Here is an 18,267-nt window from a genome sequence, read left to right as displayed (position 1 = left end):
TTTTGGCAGTTAAAGGAGATTATTTATCTTCTTTTTTTCTTCTTCTACCAAATAATAAGATGCTACCTAAACCTGCAAACATTGTAGCTAATAATGGCGCGTTAGTGTTAGTTTCTTCGCTACCAGTTTTAGGAAGATGTTTAGGTTTATTTGGTTGTTCAGGTGTAGGTGGCACGTGATGTGTCGGTGGTACACCTGGTGTTTTAGGTGGAACCGGTGGTTTACCCGGATGATGTGGCGGATGAACCGGTGGCTTACCTGGATGACGTGGTGGGCAATATGGTGGTTTGTCAGGTTTTGGTGGTACTGGTGGTTTAACTTTATTGTTAAACTCAGTATCATCTAATCCAATTGCTTTACCACCTGTACTGATGTAACTTACTTTCGCTTGTAAGTCACCTGTAGTTGGATTTTCAGTTACAACTACAGTAGCTACGATTGACATTGTATCGTAGTCGATATTTTGGTCTGTACCCACTTTTTCAGTGATTAGGTAAGAGTAAGTTCCTACTTTATCGAATTTAATTGGTAAGAAGTTCACTTTACCATTAACATCGTTTGTTGCTAATTGAACTGGGTGATCAGGACTATTTAAGTCAGTTAAGATGAATGTGTAATCTCCACCTTTAAGTTGACCACCTTCAAGTTTCTTAGTCACTTTGAATTCGAATTTTGCTGGTACTGGTTTGACTTTGTTAATACGTTTTTCAGTTGTTGGTGGAGGTGGTACCTCATTGCCACCTTTAACTGGGTTAAAGAATTGAACAGATTGGTTAGCCACGTTAGTGATGTCTTTATTAGCTTTAGCATCATTTCTAATTACACCAACAATGTCAAATTTGTAGTAACGTCCAAATGGTATTTGTGCGTTATCAATCACATGGTCTTTTACTAAGTTTTCTTTAGTAGTTGCTGTGATGACACCATTTGTATCAACAATATCGAATAAGTGAGTCACATCTTGGCCAGTAACACCGTCATAAGCTTTAATGTGCTGTATAGCTACGCTTGATTCATCGTAATCATCAGTAATACCTAATTTATTAATTTTATTCGCTTCAGTTAATTTCGTAGTATCTAACCATACTTGGTAAACGATTTTATCTCCACGATTTAATGCTTTTGTATTAATATTTTCAGGTTCATTGTTACTTGTTTGATCAGCGTATGGGTTTTTATTTGTATCAGCGTATTTATTCGCTAACTCACTATCATCGTCTAATAATTTCTTACCAGTTAAGTCGAATTTTTCAACTGATAAATCAAATTTCTCAGGTTGTACCACTGGTGTTGGCGGTACTGGAGGTTTAACTGTGTTGTTAAATTCAGTATCATTTGCACCAATAGATTTACCACCTGTACTGATATATTTCACAGCTGCTTTAAGATTACCTGTAGTTTCATCTTTAGTTACATTAACGTTAACTAAAATGTTCATTGCATCGTAATCTACATTTGCATCTGTTCCAACTTTTTCAGTAACAAGGTAAGAATGTGTACCTACTTCTTTATATTTCATTGTTGAGAATTTCACAATACCATTCGCATCATTTGTTACTTCTTGAACGACTTGGTTAGGATTATCCAAATCAGTTAATACGAATGTGAAGTCTCCACCTTTAAGTTGACCACCTTCAAGTTTCTTAGTCACTTTAAGTTCGATATCAGCTGGTGCTGGTTTTACTTTGTTTACACGTTTTTCTGATGGTGGTGGAGGTGGTACCTCATTGCCACCTTTAACTGGATTGAAGTATTGAACAGATTGGTTCGCAATGTTAGTGAAATCTTTTCCAGCTACTGCGTCAGCTTTCACTGTACCGACGATATCAAATTTATAGTAACGTCCAAATGGCATTTGTTCGTTATCGATGACATGATCTTTCACTAGGCTTTCTTTAGATGTAGCTGTGATAACACCATTATTGTTAACGATGTCGAATAAGTAAGATACATCTTGACCAGTTACGCCATCATAAGCTTTGATACTTTGTACATCTACGCTAGACTCATCGTAATCATCAGTAATACCTAATTTATTGATTTTATTCGCTTCAGTTAATTTCGTAGTATCTAACCATACTTGGTAAACGATTTTATCTCCACGGTTTAGTTCTTTCGTGTTGATGTTTTCAGGTTCATTATTATTAGTTTGGTCAGCGTAAGGGTTTTTATTTGTATCAGCGTATTTATTCGCTAATTCGCTGTCATCATCTAATAATTTATTACCAGTTAAATCGAATTTTTCGACTGATAAATCAAATTTTTCAGGTTGATATACCGGTGTTGGCGGAACTACTGGTGGCGGTGGAGTAATTGTATTGTTGAACTCAGTATCGTTTGAGCCAATAGAATTACCGCCTGTACTTACATAGTTCACATGTGTTTTTAAGTTGCCAGTAACTTCGTCTTTAGTTACATCAACATTAACGATGATTGACATTGTATCGTAATGAACGTTAGCTTCTGTACCAACTTTTTCAGTTACAAGGTAAGAGTGCTTACCTACTTCGTTATATTTAATTGGTAAGAATTTTACATTACCATTTGCATCGTTAGTAGCTTGTTGAACTGGTTGTTCAGGATGATCTAAATCAGTTAATACGAATGTGAAGTCTCCGCCTTTAAGGTCTCCACCTTCAAGTTTCTTAGTGACTTTAAGTTCGATATTAGCTGGTTCAGGTTTCACTTTATTAATACGTTTTTCAGTTGTTGGTGGAGGTGGTACTTCATTGCCACCTTTAACTGGGTTAAAGAATTGAGCAGATTGGTTAGCTACGTTTGTAATTTCTTTTCCACCGACTGCGTCAGCTTTAACTGTACCAACGATATCAAATTTGTAATAACGTCCAAATGGCATTTGATTATTATCAATTACATGGTCAGTTACTAAGTTTTCTTTAGTAGTCGCAGTGATTACACCATTATTGTTAACGATATCGAATAAATGAGTCACATCTTGACCAGTTACGCCATCATAAGCTTTGATATCAGAAACTTCTACGCTTGCTTCATCATAATCATCGGTAATACCTAATTGATTAATTTTGTTAGCAGCAGTTAATTGAGTTGTGTCTAACCATACTTGGTAAACGATTGTGTCACCATGGCTTAATGCTTTTGTATTAATATTTTCAGGTTCATTATTATCTGTTTGATCAGCATATGGGTTGCTAACTGTATCAGCATATTTATTTGCCAATTCGCTATCATCATCTAATAATTTGTTACCTGTGATATCAAATTTTTCTACTGATAAATCGAATTTTTCAGGTTGGAAGTGTGGTGTTGGCGGTGTTGGTGGTACAAAAGTATTATTGAACTCAGTGTCTGCCGGTGCAACAGATGTTGCAGTAAGGACATGTAAGTCTTTCGTTACATTCACTGTTACAGTGGCTTTCATTGTATCACTTGTAACACCTACTTCTGTACTTGGTACTTCTTCAACAGTGTAAGTAAATGTTTTACCAGCATCTGCATTTGTATAAGTAGGACGTTTACCATCTACAAATGTAAATGAGATTTTACCTTCTGCATTATTAGTACCAGTCGCAATGACTTCGCCATTCGCATCTTTCATATTGAATTGGAATTCTTGATCTTTTAAGTCGCGACCTGTTAATGCTTTAGTGAATTCTACATCAAAGTTTAATTCTTTAGGTGCAACATAGAAGTTATCGAATTCAGTGTCATCAGGTGTAATGACAGTAGCTTCGTAGTTACCAGTTGTGCTATTTTTCGTTACATTTACTGTAACTGTTGCTTCCATAGGATCATAGTCGATATTACTATCTGTGCCAGTTACCTCTTTAACGGTATAAGTATGAAGTCCTTCTTCGTTGTAAGAAATTTCATCGAATGAAACTTTGCCGTCTTTGTTAGTAACGGTTTGAATTACTTCACCATTTTCAGAAAGTGTGAATTGGAATTCACCGTCAGTCAACGCTTTACCAGTTAACACTTTAGTAAATTCAAATTTTGCTTTCGCTGGTGCAGGTGTATAAATGTTATTGAATTCAGTGTCTGCCGGTGCAACGGATGTTGCAGTAAGAACATGCAAGTCTTTCGTTACATTCACTGTTACAGTTGCTTTCATAGGGTCGCTTGTAACGCCTTGTTCTTCACTTGGTACTTCTTCCACAGTATAAGTAAATGATTTACCAGCATCAGCATTTGTATAAGTAGGACGTTTACCATCAACAAATGTAAATGTGATTTCACCATCAGCATTGTTTGTACCAGTCGCAATCACTTCACCGTTCGCATCTTTCATATTGAAGTGGAACTCTTGGTCAGCTAAAGGACGACCAGCTAATTCTTTAGTGAATTTAACACCAAATTCTAATTCTTTCGGTTTAACATAGTAGTTATCGAATTCAGTATCGTCAGGTGTAATCACGTTAGCTTCGTAGTTACCAGTTGTACTGTTTTTAGTAACATTAACTATTACTGTAGCTACCATAGGATCGTAATCGATGTTTGCATCAGTACCAGCTACTTCTTTGACAGTATAAGTGTGAAGTCCTTCTTCGTTGTAAGAAATTTCATCGAATGAAACTTTGCCGTCTTTGTTAGTAACGGTTTGAATCACTTCACCATTTTCAGAAAGTGTGAATTGGAATTCACCATCAGTTAACGCTTTACCAGTTAATGCTTTAGTAAATTCAAATTTTGCTTTCGCTGGTGCCGGTGTATAGATGTTATTGAATTCAGTATCTGCTGGAGCAACAGATGTTGCAGTAAGAACATGTAAGTCTTTCGTTACATTCACTGTAACAGTTGCTTTCATAGGGTCGCTAATCATACCTTGTTCATCACTAGGCACTTCTTCCACAGTATAAGTGAATGATTTACCAGCATCAGCATTTGTATAAGTAGGACGTTTACCATCAACAAATGTAAATGTGATTTCACCAGCTGCGTTGTTAGTACCAGTCGCAATCACTTCACCGTTTGCATCTTTCATATTGAAGTGGAATTCACCATCTTGTAAAGGACGACCAGCTAGTTCTTTAGTGAATTTAACACCAAAGTCTAATTCTTTTGGTTTAACGTAGTAGTTGTCGAATTCAGTATCATCAGGGTTAACGATGACAGCTTCTAAACCACCAGTTGAAGGATCTTCAATTACATTGACTAATACTACGGCTACCATCGGATCATAGTCGATATTTGTATCAGTACCAACTACCTCTTTAACATTGTACATATGCATGCCTTTTTCAGTATATGTGAGGTTGTCGAATACTATTTTACCGTTTTGGTTTGTCACAGTTTGAATGACTTCATCATTTTCAGAAAGTGTGAATTGGAATTCACCGTCAGTTAATGCTTTACCAGCTAAAGTTTTAGTCAATTCAATTTTCGCTTTTATAGTTGTTGGTGTGAATAAGTTATTGAACTCAGTATCTTTAGGTGCAACAGATGTTACTGTAAGTACACGAAGACCTTGGTCTTCAGATTTTGTTACATTAACGGTAACAGTGGCTTTCATAGGGTCACTTGTAATACCTAGTTCATCACTTGGCACTTCTTCCACAGTATAAGTGAATGATTTACCAGCATCTGTATTTGTATAAGTAGGACGTTTGCCATCAACAAATGTAAATGTAATTCGTCCATTTTCATTGTTTGTACCTGTGGCAATGACTTCGCCAGCAGCATTTTTCATGTTGAAGTGGAATTCGCCATCGCGTAAAGGACGACCAGCTAAATCTTTAGTGAAGTCCACGTCAAAATTTAATTGTTTAGGTGCAACATAGTAGTTATCAAATTCAGTATCTTGAGGATTGTCAACGATTGCTTCAAGATTATGTGTAGATGGATCTTCGATAACGTTAACGTTTACAGTTGCTACCATTGGGTCATAATCGATGTTTGCGTCTGTGCCTCTAACTTCTTGGATAGTGTAAGTATGGTTTCCTTCACTACTATAAGAAATATCTTGGAATGTTACCTTACCATTTACATTTCTAACTGTTTGAAGTACTTCTCCATCTTCAGAAAGAGTGAATTCAAAAGCACCATCTGTTAATTTTTTACCTGCTAATACTTTAGTGAACTCAATTTTTGCTTTAGCAGGAGTAGGTGTATAAACGTTATTGAATTCAGTATCTCTAGGTGCTACAGAAGTTACAGTGAGCACATGTAAGTCTTGGTTTTGAGTTTTAGTAACATTAACAGTTACTGTAGCTTTCATCGGATCGTAAGTTACGCCTTGTTCGCTACCAGGCACTTCTTCAACAGTATAAGTGAAAGTTCTACCTGCGTCAGTATTTGTGTAAGTAGGGCGTTTACCATCGATGAATTCAAAGTTAATTTGACCTTGAGCATCATTTGTACCTGTGGCAATGACTTCACCAGCAGCATTTTTCATATTGAAATGGAATTCGCCATCAGTTAATGGACGACCAGTTAAATCTTTAGTGAAATGTACATCAAAATTTAATTGTTTTGGTGCAACATAATAGTTTGTAAATGCTTGGTTCCCATCAGTATCAGAATTATAAGCATAAGCTACATTTGATTTTAAGACACCGTTTTCTTCAGTGACTGTAACTGTTGCAGTCACTGTTAAAGGCTCAGCATCATAATCTGGACTTAAGTTAGTTTTATTTTCAGTTATTGTATAAGTGTACGTACCTGGTTTAGTAAATGAAATTTTATCAAACGTTACCGAACCGTCTGCTGCATTTGTTTTAGATTGAGATGCAGCTGGGATGGCTGGTGAATTTGGTCCAGCTACGATATTGAATGTAAATTGTCCATTAGTTAGTTGCCCGCCTGGTAAAGAAGTATTACGTTTAACTACTTTTCTAGCAGATAATGTTACCTCTACTGGTTCAATCTTAGTGTAATAGTAGATAACAGGGTGTGCTTTCGTTAATAAGTTTTGTAAACGGAAGTTACTACCACGACCTACTTGAACACCTTTAATTGTTTGGTCAGGTACGAAAACGTTACCTACCGCACCATCACCTTGGCTAGCGTCGAGAATTTTAAATGGTTTAGAATAACTAGGAATCGAAATTTCCTTACCTAAATCATTCATATTTCTTTGACCAGGCTTTAATGTTGTTTCGTATACTTTGACATAGTTTGTTGTATCGATACCTGTGTTTTTAGCTGATTCAGACATATGGTCCGCCGATAATGTCCAAACTTCTACGCGAGTTGTACCATCCTCTTCAACGATTTCTTTAATACGTTTAACCCCACCATTATTAGTTTCGGCATCTACGTATCTTAAACCTACTTGATAAGGACGCGTAATAGGACCAGTCATGTTAGCAGGATCTGCCATTTGATATAAATGATAGCCTTCAAATTGTCGCACGTTTGATGCATTGTATGTTTGACCATCCATACCTTTTATTACATAACGCGCAAGTTCTGTTTCAGTCTCATTTGGTTCGTATGTTTGCGCATTAACATCGGTTTTATTCGCTTGGTAAGTAGGATTGTTTTTATTTACGACACGATAGTAAGTAGTTTGAGGGACAACCTCAGGTACATAGTATTGAGGGTCCGTGATTGTTGTACCTTCATTTGCTTGGTTAAATACGTCATAGATTTGCATACCACTACGTTCATTCTCTAAGCTACCTTGGTCATCTATTGCGAAACGTCCTCTGATTGTTGAAAGCGTCTTGTTAAATGAGTCTAACGTTTGTAAAAACGTAAAATTAATATGACCGTATTTCGCTTTTTTAGGATCACGTGCAGCGACAACTCTTGCTAAAGAAGTTTCACCTATTGATACAGTTCCAGGTGAATTAATACGTTTAGTTTCTACTACGGCGTTTGTTTCACCATCTACTAATTCAATCGTTACATTTTTAGAGTCATCAAATGGTTTTGATAAACGATAATAATATTTTGTATGATACGAAGCGTTAAAGTCTTTCAAGTCAGTAATCGCAAAAGTATATTGATTAGGATCTGGATTTTTTTCGAATAATACGTTTTGTGTTGGAATTGTGTTAGGATCTTTAGCTTTTGGAATCTTAACGGGTCTACTTTGAATTGTTGCTCCATTAGGATCATCCATGTTTGGTGATGCTGTTGTAGCATTATTTTCTAATATACCTTCCGATGAAAGTGGTGCAGTAGCTGAGCGACGTGAGCGTTTATGTACTGCTGGTTGACTTGTTGTATCTGAAGCGGCTGTAATTGTATTTGTTTCAGTTTGAGGAGCAGCTTCCGTTTTTGCTTCTCTGTCTTCACCTTTAGTTGTTGAAGAAGGGGCAACTTCAGTTTTAGGCGTCGCTGAGTTATCAGCAACAGTGTTATGTTGAGTACTTGACTGTTCACTAGCTTGCACTTCAGTTGTCGGAGTTTCTTTAGCAACTGTATTATCTTTATTTGTAGTTTCAGTTTGAGAAGCCTCTTTCGTAGGTGCTTGAGTTACTGGGGCTTGAGCATCAGCATTTGCTGAGCTATTAGCCGTTGTTGATTTCGTGTTGTTAGTGTTCAATTCGCTCGCATGAGCTACATCATGAACACTCAAAATTAGAAACGTTCCTAATAAGACAGAACCAGTACCGACTGTGAACTTTCTAATAGAGAATTTCTGTTTCAAATGTTGTTTCAAATCTTGATGTCCTCCAGTATTAAATTTTAAGCTTAGGCCTAATACATATATTATAAATGAGTTAAAAGAAAATACAACATTAAAATAAAATATTTATAAGATACGATTATAAAATTTTAATGAATAAATAAATGTTGTTTGCATGAATTATTTATATTGAAAATATAGCTTTGTAAAGGTAAGTTTATTTCATTTGAAATATATAATTTTGCCATGAAAAACTAATGATAAGGTCATTGGGAAAATGTCATTATTAAGCACTATATAAAAATACCAAGTGAAGCAGTTGAATCTACTCCTCTTGGCATTTAAATACTAAAATCATTCAATTTTAATTTAATCATTCTTTTCTTCGTAGCGTTTTAAGAAGTAACCGCCACCAAGTAAACCAACTGGAACACCGACAATCGGCGTCGCAATACTACTTAAAACAAAAACGATAAGAACTAGCATGAAACCGTTAAACCAATTCACTTTTAAACTTAATAAATCTTCATAAGATTTATGAATTAATTCTTTAATGTTCATTTAGATACCTTCTTTCTTTACGTTTGACCAAGCACCTTAGATAGATTGTTTGATAATGCGATTAGCATGCACGAATGAAATAGCTGCAAAGATAAGGTATACCAGTGAATAAATAACCATGACAACTAGAATTGCTACTGGTGCGTATTCGCCAACGAATTTCATGAAGGCCATAGCAGCAAATAGTGCGTGTAACAATGCGACAATTAGTGGTAAACCAAAGTTGAATAGAATCTTCATTGCTAAACCTTTCATCATATCAGTGTGTGTAAAACCGATACGTCTTAAGATACGGTAATTATTCACTTCATCTTCTGTTTCATCCATCTGTTTAATATAGATGATGCAGCCTGCCGCAATTAAGAATGCAAGTCCTAAGAATGAAGAGACAAACATTAATATACCCATATTTTCATCAATCAATTTTTTGATTTCACTTTGAAGAGGAACTTGAGGATATATTTTTTTAGCTATCTTTTCAGCTTTAGGAAGATCATGCTTATCTTTAATATTGATACCGTATTGATGCATTATTTTATCTTTTGATTTTAAGGCTTGATAATTTTCTGGACTTACTTTTAGTACTGGACCACCCATTGAAGCATTGCCTGGGATGATTCCAGAGTCATCTTTTTTGTCGACATGGAATGTTTTTTTCGTCTTACCAATAAGTGTAATATCTTTGTCTATATGAACATCTACCATACCTTCGATAGGGCCTTGTAAGTTCGTAATAGTCGCATGATTGCCCTTAATATTTTTATCTGGCGTTATTCCCATTTCAGCATGTGAAAAATCATCATCCGTTTTACTTGTTAACACATCATTTTTACCCATGCGCATATTCGCACTTTCATAATGTTTCTCATCATAATTAATATGACGTTGATCTAAAGAATGTTTTAACTTTTCTGCTGAACTTTTTTGAGCAAAGTTAATATCTTGTGGTGCCATAGATTGGATTGAATAGTCAGCATTAGCTTTGCTTACTACGCCGAAACATAGGACTGTTACTGTTACTGCTGAAATAACTGCGATAACTGTTAATGACATCGCATTTTTCTTCATTCGGTGCATAATTGATGATGTGAAGACGACATCTGTAATAGATACGCGTCCATGTTTAGCTTTCTTAAGGGATTTAAAGATTATTGAAACAGAGCTTCTAAAGAAGAGATAAGCGCCTACTACAGTTAAGAATAGAATAATAAATGGTGTAAGTAAGCTCATTGTTAATTGTCTAAACGTACCAAACAGCTCAGTAGACATGTAATAACCAAATGCAATCATCACGATGCCTAGAATACCTGCAACTAATTCGGCCGGTGTAATCTTAGCTTTTGTTGCTTCAGTCTTCGTACTATCCTTCATCATTGTAAGGATAGTTCTTCTTTTTAGGAAAAGGGAGTCCTGAATAATAATCAAGATAAATGCAAGTACAAGCATTAAGATAGTTTGAATTAACGCAGGTAGCTCAAATCCGATGGCTACATGGACCGATAAATGCATCATCTTAACTAGTATATTGAGTAAGCCAACTGACACTAAAGTACCAATGAGAATGCCAATGATGCCAGTTATAATGAAAAATGTTAGTTGTTCAATGGCTAACATTCTTAAAATATTGCCACGCGTTAGCCCAATTAATTGAAATAACGCAAATTCACGTGTACGTCGCTTAATAAATAAGTGATTTGCATACATTAAGAAAACAATGATAATAATGAATAAAAATACAGAGCCGACTTTAGCGCCATTACGAATAATCCCAGGTGATTCACTACTATTTAAACTATGTGTATATTGCAAAGTGACAAAGCTAAAATACAAAATAATACTGAGCACTAAAGAGAATAAATAAAGTGCATAGTTCTTTATATTACTTTTTAAATTTTTGAGCGTAATTTGATTAAACGTCATTTGCGACACCACCTAGGGCTGACTGTAATTGAATAATTTCCTTATAATAATCTTGTTTAGATTTATTCTGTTGATGAATTTCTGAATGAATATTACCGTCTTTTAACATAATAACGCGCTCAGAGAAACTAGCTGCTGAAGGATCATGCGTAACCATGATGATAGTACTATTGAATTTTTTGTTCATTTCTTCTAAGCGATTTAATAAATCTTTCGCACTTTTAGAATCTAGAGCTCCGGTTGGTTCATCGGCAAATATAATAGAAGGTTTGTGTACAAAGGCACGCGCTGCAGCGGTACGTTGTTGTTGCCCACCTGAAATCTCACTTGGGTATTTATTGCTTAAATCATAAATGCCGAGCGCTTCCGTCACTTCTTTATAATGTTTCTCCATATCGTCCTTACTTACTTTTTGAACAGATAACGGTAACATAATATTTTCTTTAACGGTTAAAGTAGGAAGAACACTGTAATCTTGGAAAATGAACCCCAGTTCCTTTTTACGAAATTGCGCTAATTTTTTATCAGATAGTTTATTAATTACATTGCCATCGACTTCTACAGTGCCACTAGAAATACTGTCAATTGAGCTAATCACGTTTAAAAGCGTTGTTTTACCTGAGCCAGAAGGCCCCATGATTGCTACAAATTCTCCTTTTTCTACTGAAAAGTTAATATCATTAAGTGCTTTGAATTTTTGTTTACTTCCATATACTTTAGATAAATGATTCACATTTAAAATTGTCATTGTTGCAACGCTCCTTATCTGATTTTATAGTTTTTCTTTAGCTTTATTAGGAATATCTGATTTTTTAACTTCTTCATATGAAGTAATAGTATGTGATTTTTCTTTTACAACTAGATAATGATCTGTTTTTAATTTTTTAGGTGCTGTATATTCAATTTTTTTAGATTTACCATCTTTTGTGTAGCCTTTTTGATCGTAATGATAGAGATAAAAGTCTTTTTCTTTATCTAACGTTTCAACTTTTGATGGTTTTTGGGTTTTAACATAATATGCATATGTTGGTGCTAGGGGGTTGAGTTTATTCCAATCATTGACTGAACGATTATTAGGATGTTTATCTGAATATGCATTTAATCCGAATAGTCCTCCTACAGCAATAATTGCAATAATAACGACTGCAATTAGAATATTTCTTAATGTTTTCAATATCCTCACTCCTTTTTCTATTACATTTATAATTGTAGGAGTGTTGCGTTATCACTGCCTTTATCTAATCTTACAAAGTAGGAGCCATATCTTACGGATGTGAAAGGTTAGATTATTTTTTGGAAAAATAAGTAGTTGGGCATTCTTAAAAGTGACAACTTGAATAGTAATCATGTAAGAGGTTTGTTACTATGAAGCTATCGAGACAATAGAGAGGAAATCATATATATAAATCTCAAGGATTTTATGATGAGAAGATGTTCTATTTTGACTGACAAAAAATGTGGTCGCAGGACACTATGTGAAACATACATATTTTCCAAAAGAAGATGGAAGTCAAGAACGTTATCATATTTAAAAATAAGTGAAACGACTTTGCAATGAATTTGTGATAAAGTAAATTATGTTTATAAAAGATGATAGGCGGGGTTAACTTGAAAAAAGAAATAATTGAATGGGTCGTAGCCATTGGTGTAGCCCTCTTAGTAGTGGGGCTAGTATGGAAATTTATTGGTGTTTCTTATACCGTATCAGGTTCTTCAATGTATCCAACGTTCCAAGACAGAAATAAAGTAATCGTAAGTAAAATTTCAAAATCATTAAATCATATCGATAATGGAGATGTCGTGGTCTTTCATGAAGATGCACAACGCGACTTTATCAAACGTGTCATCGGTACACCTGGCGATAAAGTAGAATATAAAAAAGATCAATTATACGTAAATGATAAAAAAGTATCTGAACCGTATTTAGATTACAATAAAAAGCACAAACAAGGTGAATACTTAACAGGTACATTCAAATCTAGCCAACTTGAAGGTGCTAATGGAGAAACTAAAATTCCTAAAGACAAATATTTAGTTTTAGGAGATAATAGACAAAATAGTGTGGATAGTCGTTTCCCAGAAGTCGGTTTAATCGATAAGAAACAACTTGTAGGTAAAGTTGTATTAAGATACTGGCCGTTCAATGAGTGGAAAGCAAATTTTAATCCAGGTACATTTTAATAATATAGGAAAAGTTGCTTAATGCGTTATTACGTGTGAAGCAACTTTTTTTATGAAAACTGTTATGAAGGCGTGTTTATAGGTAATTATTGTCATTATACTAATTGAAAAGCTGTTTAATTCGAGAAGAGAATTAAACAGCTTTTCTTTTTCACGAACTATTATATAGATTAAATCTATTTAAACTTCAATTTTTTATAAATTTTTTTGATATACATTAATAATATATTCAATTAATATAAACAACCTTTTTTTATAGTAAATATTGAAAAGAGGTGAAAAGATGACATTAGAGTTAGTAAATATTAAAAAATCGTTTGATAAAAAGAATGTAATTAAAGATGTGAGTTTAACAATTGAAAATGGAAAGTTTGTTTCTTTATTGGGAGAATCGGGTTGTGGTAAAACGACGTTATTACGACTCATAGCAGGGCTAGAAAAACCTGACTTCGGAAAAATCATACATGACGAGAATACATACTATTCTACAGAAAATAAACGTTTCATTTCTCCAGCAAATCGAGATTTAGGGATGGTATTTCAAGATTTTGCTTTATGGCCTCATATGTCCGTATTTCAAAATGTAGCCTATCCGTTAAAAGTAAAAAAAGATACAAAAAATTTAAAACAACGCGTCATGGATGCTTTAAAAGAAGTTCATCTAGAAGAACATTGGGACAAAGCGATTCATCAGTTATCTGGAGGACAACAGCAACGTGTCTCATTAGCACGTGCTATTATATCGCAGTCAAAATTGATTTTAATGGATGAACCTTTATCTGCACTTGATGCCACTTTACGAGAAGATATGCAAATACTCATAAAACGATTAATTAAAGAAAATAACATGACAGCTATATTTGTGACTCATGACCAAAATGAAGCCATGACAATGTCTGATGAAATTATCGTACTATCTCAAGGTCAAATTATTCAAAAAGGTTCGCCGGAAAACCTATATTACCATCCAAAATCTAAAAAAATCGCTACATTTATTGGAAAAGGTACATATATTGAAGGAGCTATAGATAATCAATATTTCAAAACGTTGGATGATTTTAAATTTGAAGTTCCTAATTCATTAAAAAGTGGCGAATGTGGCGTACTTGTACGTCCAGAAAATATTAGTATTTCAAAAAATGAAAAATCGCTACCAGCTACAATAGAAAACATTCAATTTACAGGAGAACGTTATCAATATTTAGCTCGCATTAATAATACAAAAGTTATGTTTTACGATATTAAATCTTATGCAAAAGATACACAAGTTAATTTAGAGTTTAACATTCCAGAAAATTATTTTATTTATTCAAATTCGGAGGAGAATAAAGATGAAGCACGTTACTAAATATCTTTTTTTATTACTTGCATTAGTTGTCGTTTTAGCCGCATGTCAAAATAAACCTGAAAATAGCGATAGTAGTGATGATAAATCGAAATCATATAGTAATGGAAAAGGTAAGCTTGTTTTATATGCAGCTGGACCTGACAACTTAGTTAAAGATATGGTCAAAGAGTTTGAAAAAGAAACAGGAAAGAAAGTAGAAGTCTTCCAAGGTACAACAGGTGAGGTGTTAGGACGTTTAGAAGCTGAAAAAGATAACCCAAAAGCTGATGTTGTACAGCTTGCTTCTTTACCTGCAGCTTTAGATTATAAAAAGAAAGGTTTAATTGAACCTTATAAAGTTAAAAATCATAACAAGTTATACAAGGACTGGATTGATAAAGACGGTTATTATTACGGATTTAGCGGTAGTGCTTTAGGTATGTCTTATAATACTAAAAATGTTAAAAACCCTCCTAAAGATGATAAAGATTTAACTAAGTCACAATATAAAGATAAGATTGCAATACCTGACCCATCTGAATCTGGTACAGCTTTAGATTTATTATCTATTAAAGTAAATAATGAAGGAAATAAAGCATGGGATGAATATAAAGCATTAAAAAACAATGGAATGAAATTAGCTGGGGCTAATAAGCCAGCATTAGAATCGGTTATTAAAGGTGAAAATGACGTTGTATATGGTGGCGTAGATTATATGGTTTATGCAGCTAAAGCTAAGGGAGAACCAGTTGATATTGCTTATCCTAAATCAGGTACTGCTATATCTCCACGACCTGCATTTATTTTAAAATCTTCATCTCATAAAGAATTAGCAAAACAATATATGGATTATGTAACAGGTTCAAAAGGACAAAAACAAGTAGACGATCACTATTTAATTCCAGCAGATAAGTCAGCAGAAAAGAAAAAAGATAAAGCAAAACGAGCAGATATTAAAGAATTTAAATATGATTGGAATAATTTAAGTGATAAAAGTGAGAAAGTATTAAAACAATTTACGGAATTGATGAGATAGAATGAATAGCAAATTAATAAATAGATTTAATCAGATTTTAGCATTCATTGTATTATTTATTTTAATCATCATGCCTTTATGTCTCATACTGTTGAAAGGCTTTGTTCCAGAAGGTGATCAAACATTTTTTGATCACCTTAAACAACTGGGACAATCGTACCATTTGAAGATATTATTGAATTCCATTCTATTAGGTGTTTCTGTAGTCATTTTATGTACGCTCATTGCCCTTCCTTTAAGCTATATTATGACTAAAACGACTTTAGCAAAACACCAATGGTTGGATTTATTAATTATGATTCCTTTTATGACACCTCCCTATATTGGATCAATGGGATGGATGCTTACGATGCAACGAAATGGGTTGCTAGAACAAATTAGCCCTATTTTCTCTCATATGACGCCTTATTTTTTCAGTTTTTTTGGGATGGTACTTATTATGAGCTGTCACTTGACGCCATTTTTATATATTATTTTAAAAAATGCGCTTATGAATATTCACCAGTCTCAAGAAGAAGCGGCTGAAATTTACGGTGGGACATTCTTTTATCGTTTTAAAAAAATTATCGCGCCATTATTTATCTCGGGTTATAGCATGGGTGCCCTATTAATATTTGTGAAAACAATAGGAGAATTTGGGACACCAGTTACAATGGGTAATCGTATAGGGTTTAGAGTACTGACTTCTGAGATTCATCATAGTGCGTCAATATGGCCGATTGATTTTCAAAGAGCAGCGTTATTATCAACCTTATTATTAGCTGTAAGTATGTCGGTATGGGCTTTTCAACAATGGTTTCAGACTAAAACGAATATCAACTCTAGTTCTGGAAAAGGTCGGAAAATTAAAATTCATCAATCAAGTAAATGGAATATATTATGTTACGTATATGTGATTTGTGAACTGATCGTAACGATTGTTTTACCTTATGCGAGCATCTTCGCTAACGCATTTATGAAAAAGATGTCGCAAGGATTTCATTTAAATAATTTTACAATTCAACATTTTATTGATGTTTTATCGGGCAATGGAAGCATCGCACTATTTAATAGCTTTTTATTGGCTACAATGTCAGCCACATTAGCGAGTTTAATTGGCTTATGGGTTGTATTGATTACAGAAAGAGGGAATACGTTAGGTCGCTTTATAGATTTTACAAGTTTATTACCTAATACAGTACCAGGGATTATTGTAGTAATCGGTCTGATACTTTTTTGGAATAATAAATACAATGTATTACCTATCTACAATACGATTGCCATCTTAGCTGTTGCTTATACTGTGCTCTATATTCCATATGCTGTGCAAAATATTAAAACAGTAAATCAACAAATAAGTAAAAACTTGATTGAAGCTGCAGAAATATCTGGTAGTAAGGGATGGACATTATTTAGAACTATTACATTACCATTATTAACGCCTGGTATTCTTTCGGGATGGATTTTAATATTTTGTATTTCGATGAGGGAACTTGTTGCTTCTTTAATGTTGAGACCGCCTAATACAGATACGTCTTCTACATTTATTTATCGACAATTTGAACAAGGCGATTCTGCACAAGGGATGGCCATGGCACTTTTATCTATAGGATTAACTTCTATTATTTTAATGATACTTGAAATATATCAAAGAAAGAAAAAACGAATTGAATAAGGGGGTACAATGCCGTTGAAGAAAAGAATTTTAGCTGTTTCTGATATTCATGGCCACGTAGACTCCTTATCACAATTACTAGAGGTCACAAAATATAACTCGAAAAATGATCAACTTATCTTAGTAGGTGATTATGTGAATAAAGGCCCTGACTCAATAGGCACTTTGAAATTAGTTAAGCAATTACAAGCAGAAGGTGCCATTGTGTTAATTGGTAATCATGAAATGAGATGGTTGGAAAGTGATGAGGAACAAGCTTTAGAGTGGCGTCATTTTATTGAAGAATTGCCACATATTAAAATATTAGATAACTACATCTTTGCCCATGCAGGCATTGATACTAACAAAGATTTACAACATCAAGACCGCAGTATCGTGACGGGACATCAACCTAAGGAATTAAATTTAAATTTACCTGAAAATAAAGTTTTAGTTCATGGGCATGTACCGAATTTTAGACTTGGTTATGAAGATGACGAACTTCTTTTTGAAAATAGAATTATCGGCATAGACACTGGAGCAGGTCATGATAAATATTTAACGTTAGTAGATTTAACGAATCGAATAAAGTATTCAATTGATGTCTTAGATGAAAAGAAAGAAGTCGTTATTAAAACAATGAGTAGAAATTTATAAGAAACCGTAATTTAGTTTCAAAATAATAAGTTTGTATGATATAAAGTGTACGTAGCAATCAATTAATCATTAAGAAGGAGTTAAAAAATGAGTGATAAGAAGATAAATGAAGAACCAGTTTGGTGTAAAACGCTTAATTATATTTCAAATTTATTTATTTTTTTAGGTCTAATCAGTTTAATTCTTATTCTTTTTCTAGATGTGATGAAAAATATTGCTCCGGCGTTATTTATGATAGGATTTTTACTCAATATTATTCCCAATTTTCATGTTTTGAATACAAAAATAGCGCAATTACCTCTATAATTATTAGCTACCACACCAAATAAAAAAGAAAGGTAATGCGCCTATGTGTAAGTCTATATTAAATACATTAAGAATTAAAGATAAAAATC

At 33.9% G+C, this 18,267-nt stretch carries 11 protein-coding genes; 6 read left to right on the top strand and 5 right to left on the bottom strand.

The features are described from left to right. Positions 1-19: 19 nt before the first annotated feature. The 5 genes from E2558_RS12475 to E2558_RS09260 form a co-directional block, all read right to left on the bottom strand. Complete coding sequence (locus E2558_RS12475) at positions 20-8,590, bottom strand: Spy0128 family protein (protein WP_229716428.1); 8,571 nt, start codon at positions 8,588-8,590, stop codon at positions 20-22. A gap of 336 nt (positions 8,591-8,926) precedes the next feature. Further along, the gene (locus tag E2558_RS09275) at positions 8,927-9,118 is read right to left on the bottom strand and encodes a VraH family peptide resistance protein (protein ID WP_126564602.1); all 192 of its coding nucleotides are present in this window, start codon (positions 9,116-9,118) and stop codon (positions 8,927-8,929) included. A 36-nt stretch (positions 9,119-9,154) separates the two neighbouring features. Continuing rightward, positions 9,155-11,038, bottom strand: a complete 1,884-nt coding sequence (locus tag E2558_RS09270) for an FtsX-like permease family protein (protein WP_126564603.1) — start codon at positions 11,036-11,038, stop codon at positions 9,155-9,157. Then, complete coding sequence (locus tag E2558_RS09265) at positions 11,028-11,786, bottom strand: ABC transporter ATP-binding protein (RefSeq protein WP_126564604.1); 759 nt, start codon at positions 11,784-11,786, stop codon at positions 11,028-11,030. Before E2558_RS09265 ends, E2558_RS09270 begins: the two co-directional genes overlap by 11 nt. A 24-nt stretch (positions 11,787-11,810) precedes the next feature. Beyond that, complete coding sequence (locus tag E2558_RS09260; RefSeq protein ID WP_229716427.1) at positions 11,811-12,221, bottom strand: YxeA family protein; 411 nt, start codon at positions 12,219-12,221, stop codon at positions 11,811-11,813. Positions 12,222-12,646: 425 nt separating this feature from the next. Between E2558_RS09260 and lepB the strand changes: the two genes are divergently transcribed. The 6 genes from lepB (at position 12,647) to E2558_RS09230 (ending at position 18,178) form a co-directional block, all read left to right on the top strand. Next, complete coding sequence (gene lepB / locus E2558_RS09255; protein WP_126564606.1) at positions 12,647-13,219, top strand: signal peptidase I; 573 nt, start codon at positions 12,647-12,649, stop codon at positions 13,217-13,219. Positions 13,220-13,502: 283 nt separating this feature from the next. Further along, positions 13,503-14,567, top strand: a complete 1,065-nt coding sequence (locus E2558_RS09250; RefSeq protein ID WP_126564607.1) for an ABC transporter ATP-binding protein — start codon at positions 13,503-13,505, stop codon at positions 14,565-14,567. After that, positions 14,551-15,582 (top strand): ABC transporter substrate-binding protein, encoded by a 1,032-nt coding sequence (locus E2558_RS09245; RefSeq protein WP_126564608.1) that lies wholly within the window; start codon positions 14,551-14,553, stop codon positions 15,580-15,582. Before E2558_RS09250 ends, E2558_RS09245 begins: the two co-directional genes overlap by 17 nt. 1 nt (position 15,583) lies before the next feature. Beyond that, a complete protein-coding gene (locus E2558_RS09240; protein ID WP_126564609.1) occupies positions 15,584-17,236 on the top strand; it encodes an ABC transporter permease in 1,653 nt (550 codons plus the stop codon). A 15-nt stretch (positions 17,237-17,251) separates the two neighbouring features. Further along, positions 17,252-17,872, top strand: a complete 621-nt coding sequence (locus E2558_RS09235) for a metallophosphoesterase (protein WP_126564610.1) — start codon at positions 17,252-17,254, stop codon at positions 17,870-17,872. Between the two features lie 87 nt (positions 17,873-17,959). Continuing rightward, positions 17,960-18,178, top strand: a complete 219-nt coding sequence (locus E2558_RS09230) for a hypothetical protein (RefSeq protein ID WP_126564611.1) — start codon at positions 17,960-17,962, stop codon at positions 18,176-18,178. Positions 18,179-18,267: the final 89 nt, after the last annotated feature.

Origin of the sequence: Staphylococcus pragensis (assembly GCF_004785665.1) — a bacterium.
Taxonomy (GTDB): Bacteria; Bacillota; Bacilli; order Staphylococcales; family Staphylococcaceae; genus Staphylococcus; species Staphylococcus pragensis.
Note: the sequence above shows the minus strand (reverse complement) of the source record. Positions and strands in the feature narration are given on the sequence as shown.

Excerpts from the sequence above, each read along its gene's own strand:
- E2558_RS09275 (WP_126564602.1), bottom strand. The coding sequence starts at position 9,118 with ATGAACATTAAAGAATTAATTCATAAATCTTATGAAGATTTATTAAGT.
- E2558_RS09270 (WP_126564603.1), bottom strand. The coding sequence starts at position 11,038 with ATGACGTTTAATCAAATTACGCTCAAAAATTTAAAAAGTAATATAAAG.
- E2558_RS09240 (WP_126564609.1), top strand. The coding sequence starts at position 15,584 with ATGAATAGCAAATTAATAAATAGATTTAATCAGATTTTAGCATTCATT.
- E2558_RS09265 (WP_126564604.1), bottom strand. The coding sequence starts at position 11,786 with ATGACAATTTTAAATGTGAATCATTTATCTAAAGTATATGGAAGTAAA.
- E2558_RS09250 (WP_126564607.1), top strand. The coding sequence starts at position 13,503 with ATGACATTAGAGTTAGTAAATATTAAAAAATCGTTTGATAAAAAGAAT.
- E2558_RS09245 (WP_126564608.1), top strand. The coding sequence starts at position 14,551 with ATGAAGCACGTTACTAAATATCTTTTTTTATTACTTGCATTAGTTGTC.
- E2558_RS09230 (WP_126564611.1), top strand. The coding sequence starts at position 17,960 with ATGAGTGATAAGAAGATAAATGAAGAACCAGTTTGGTGTAAAACGCTT.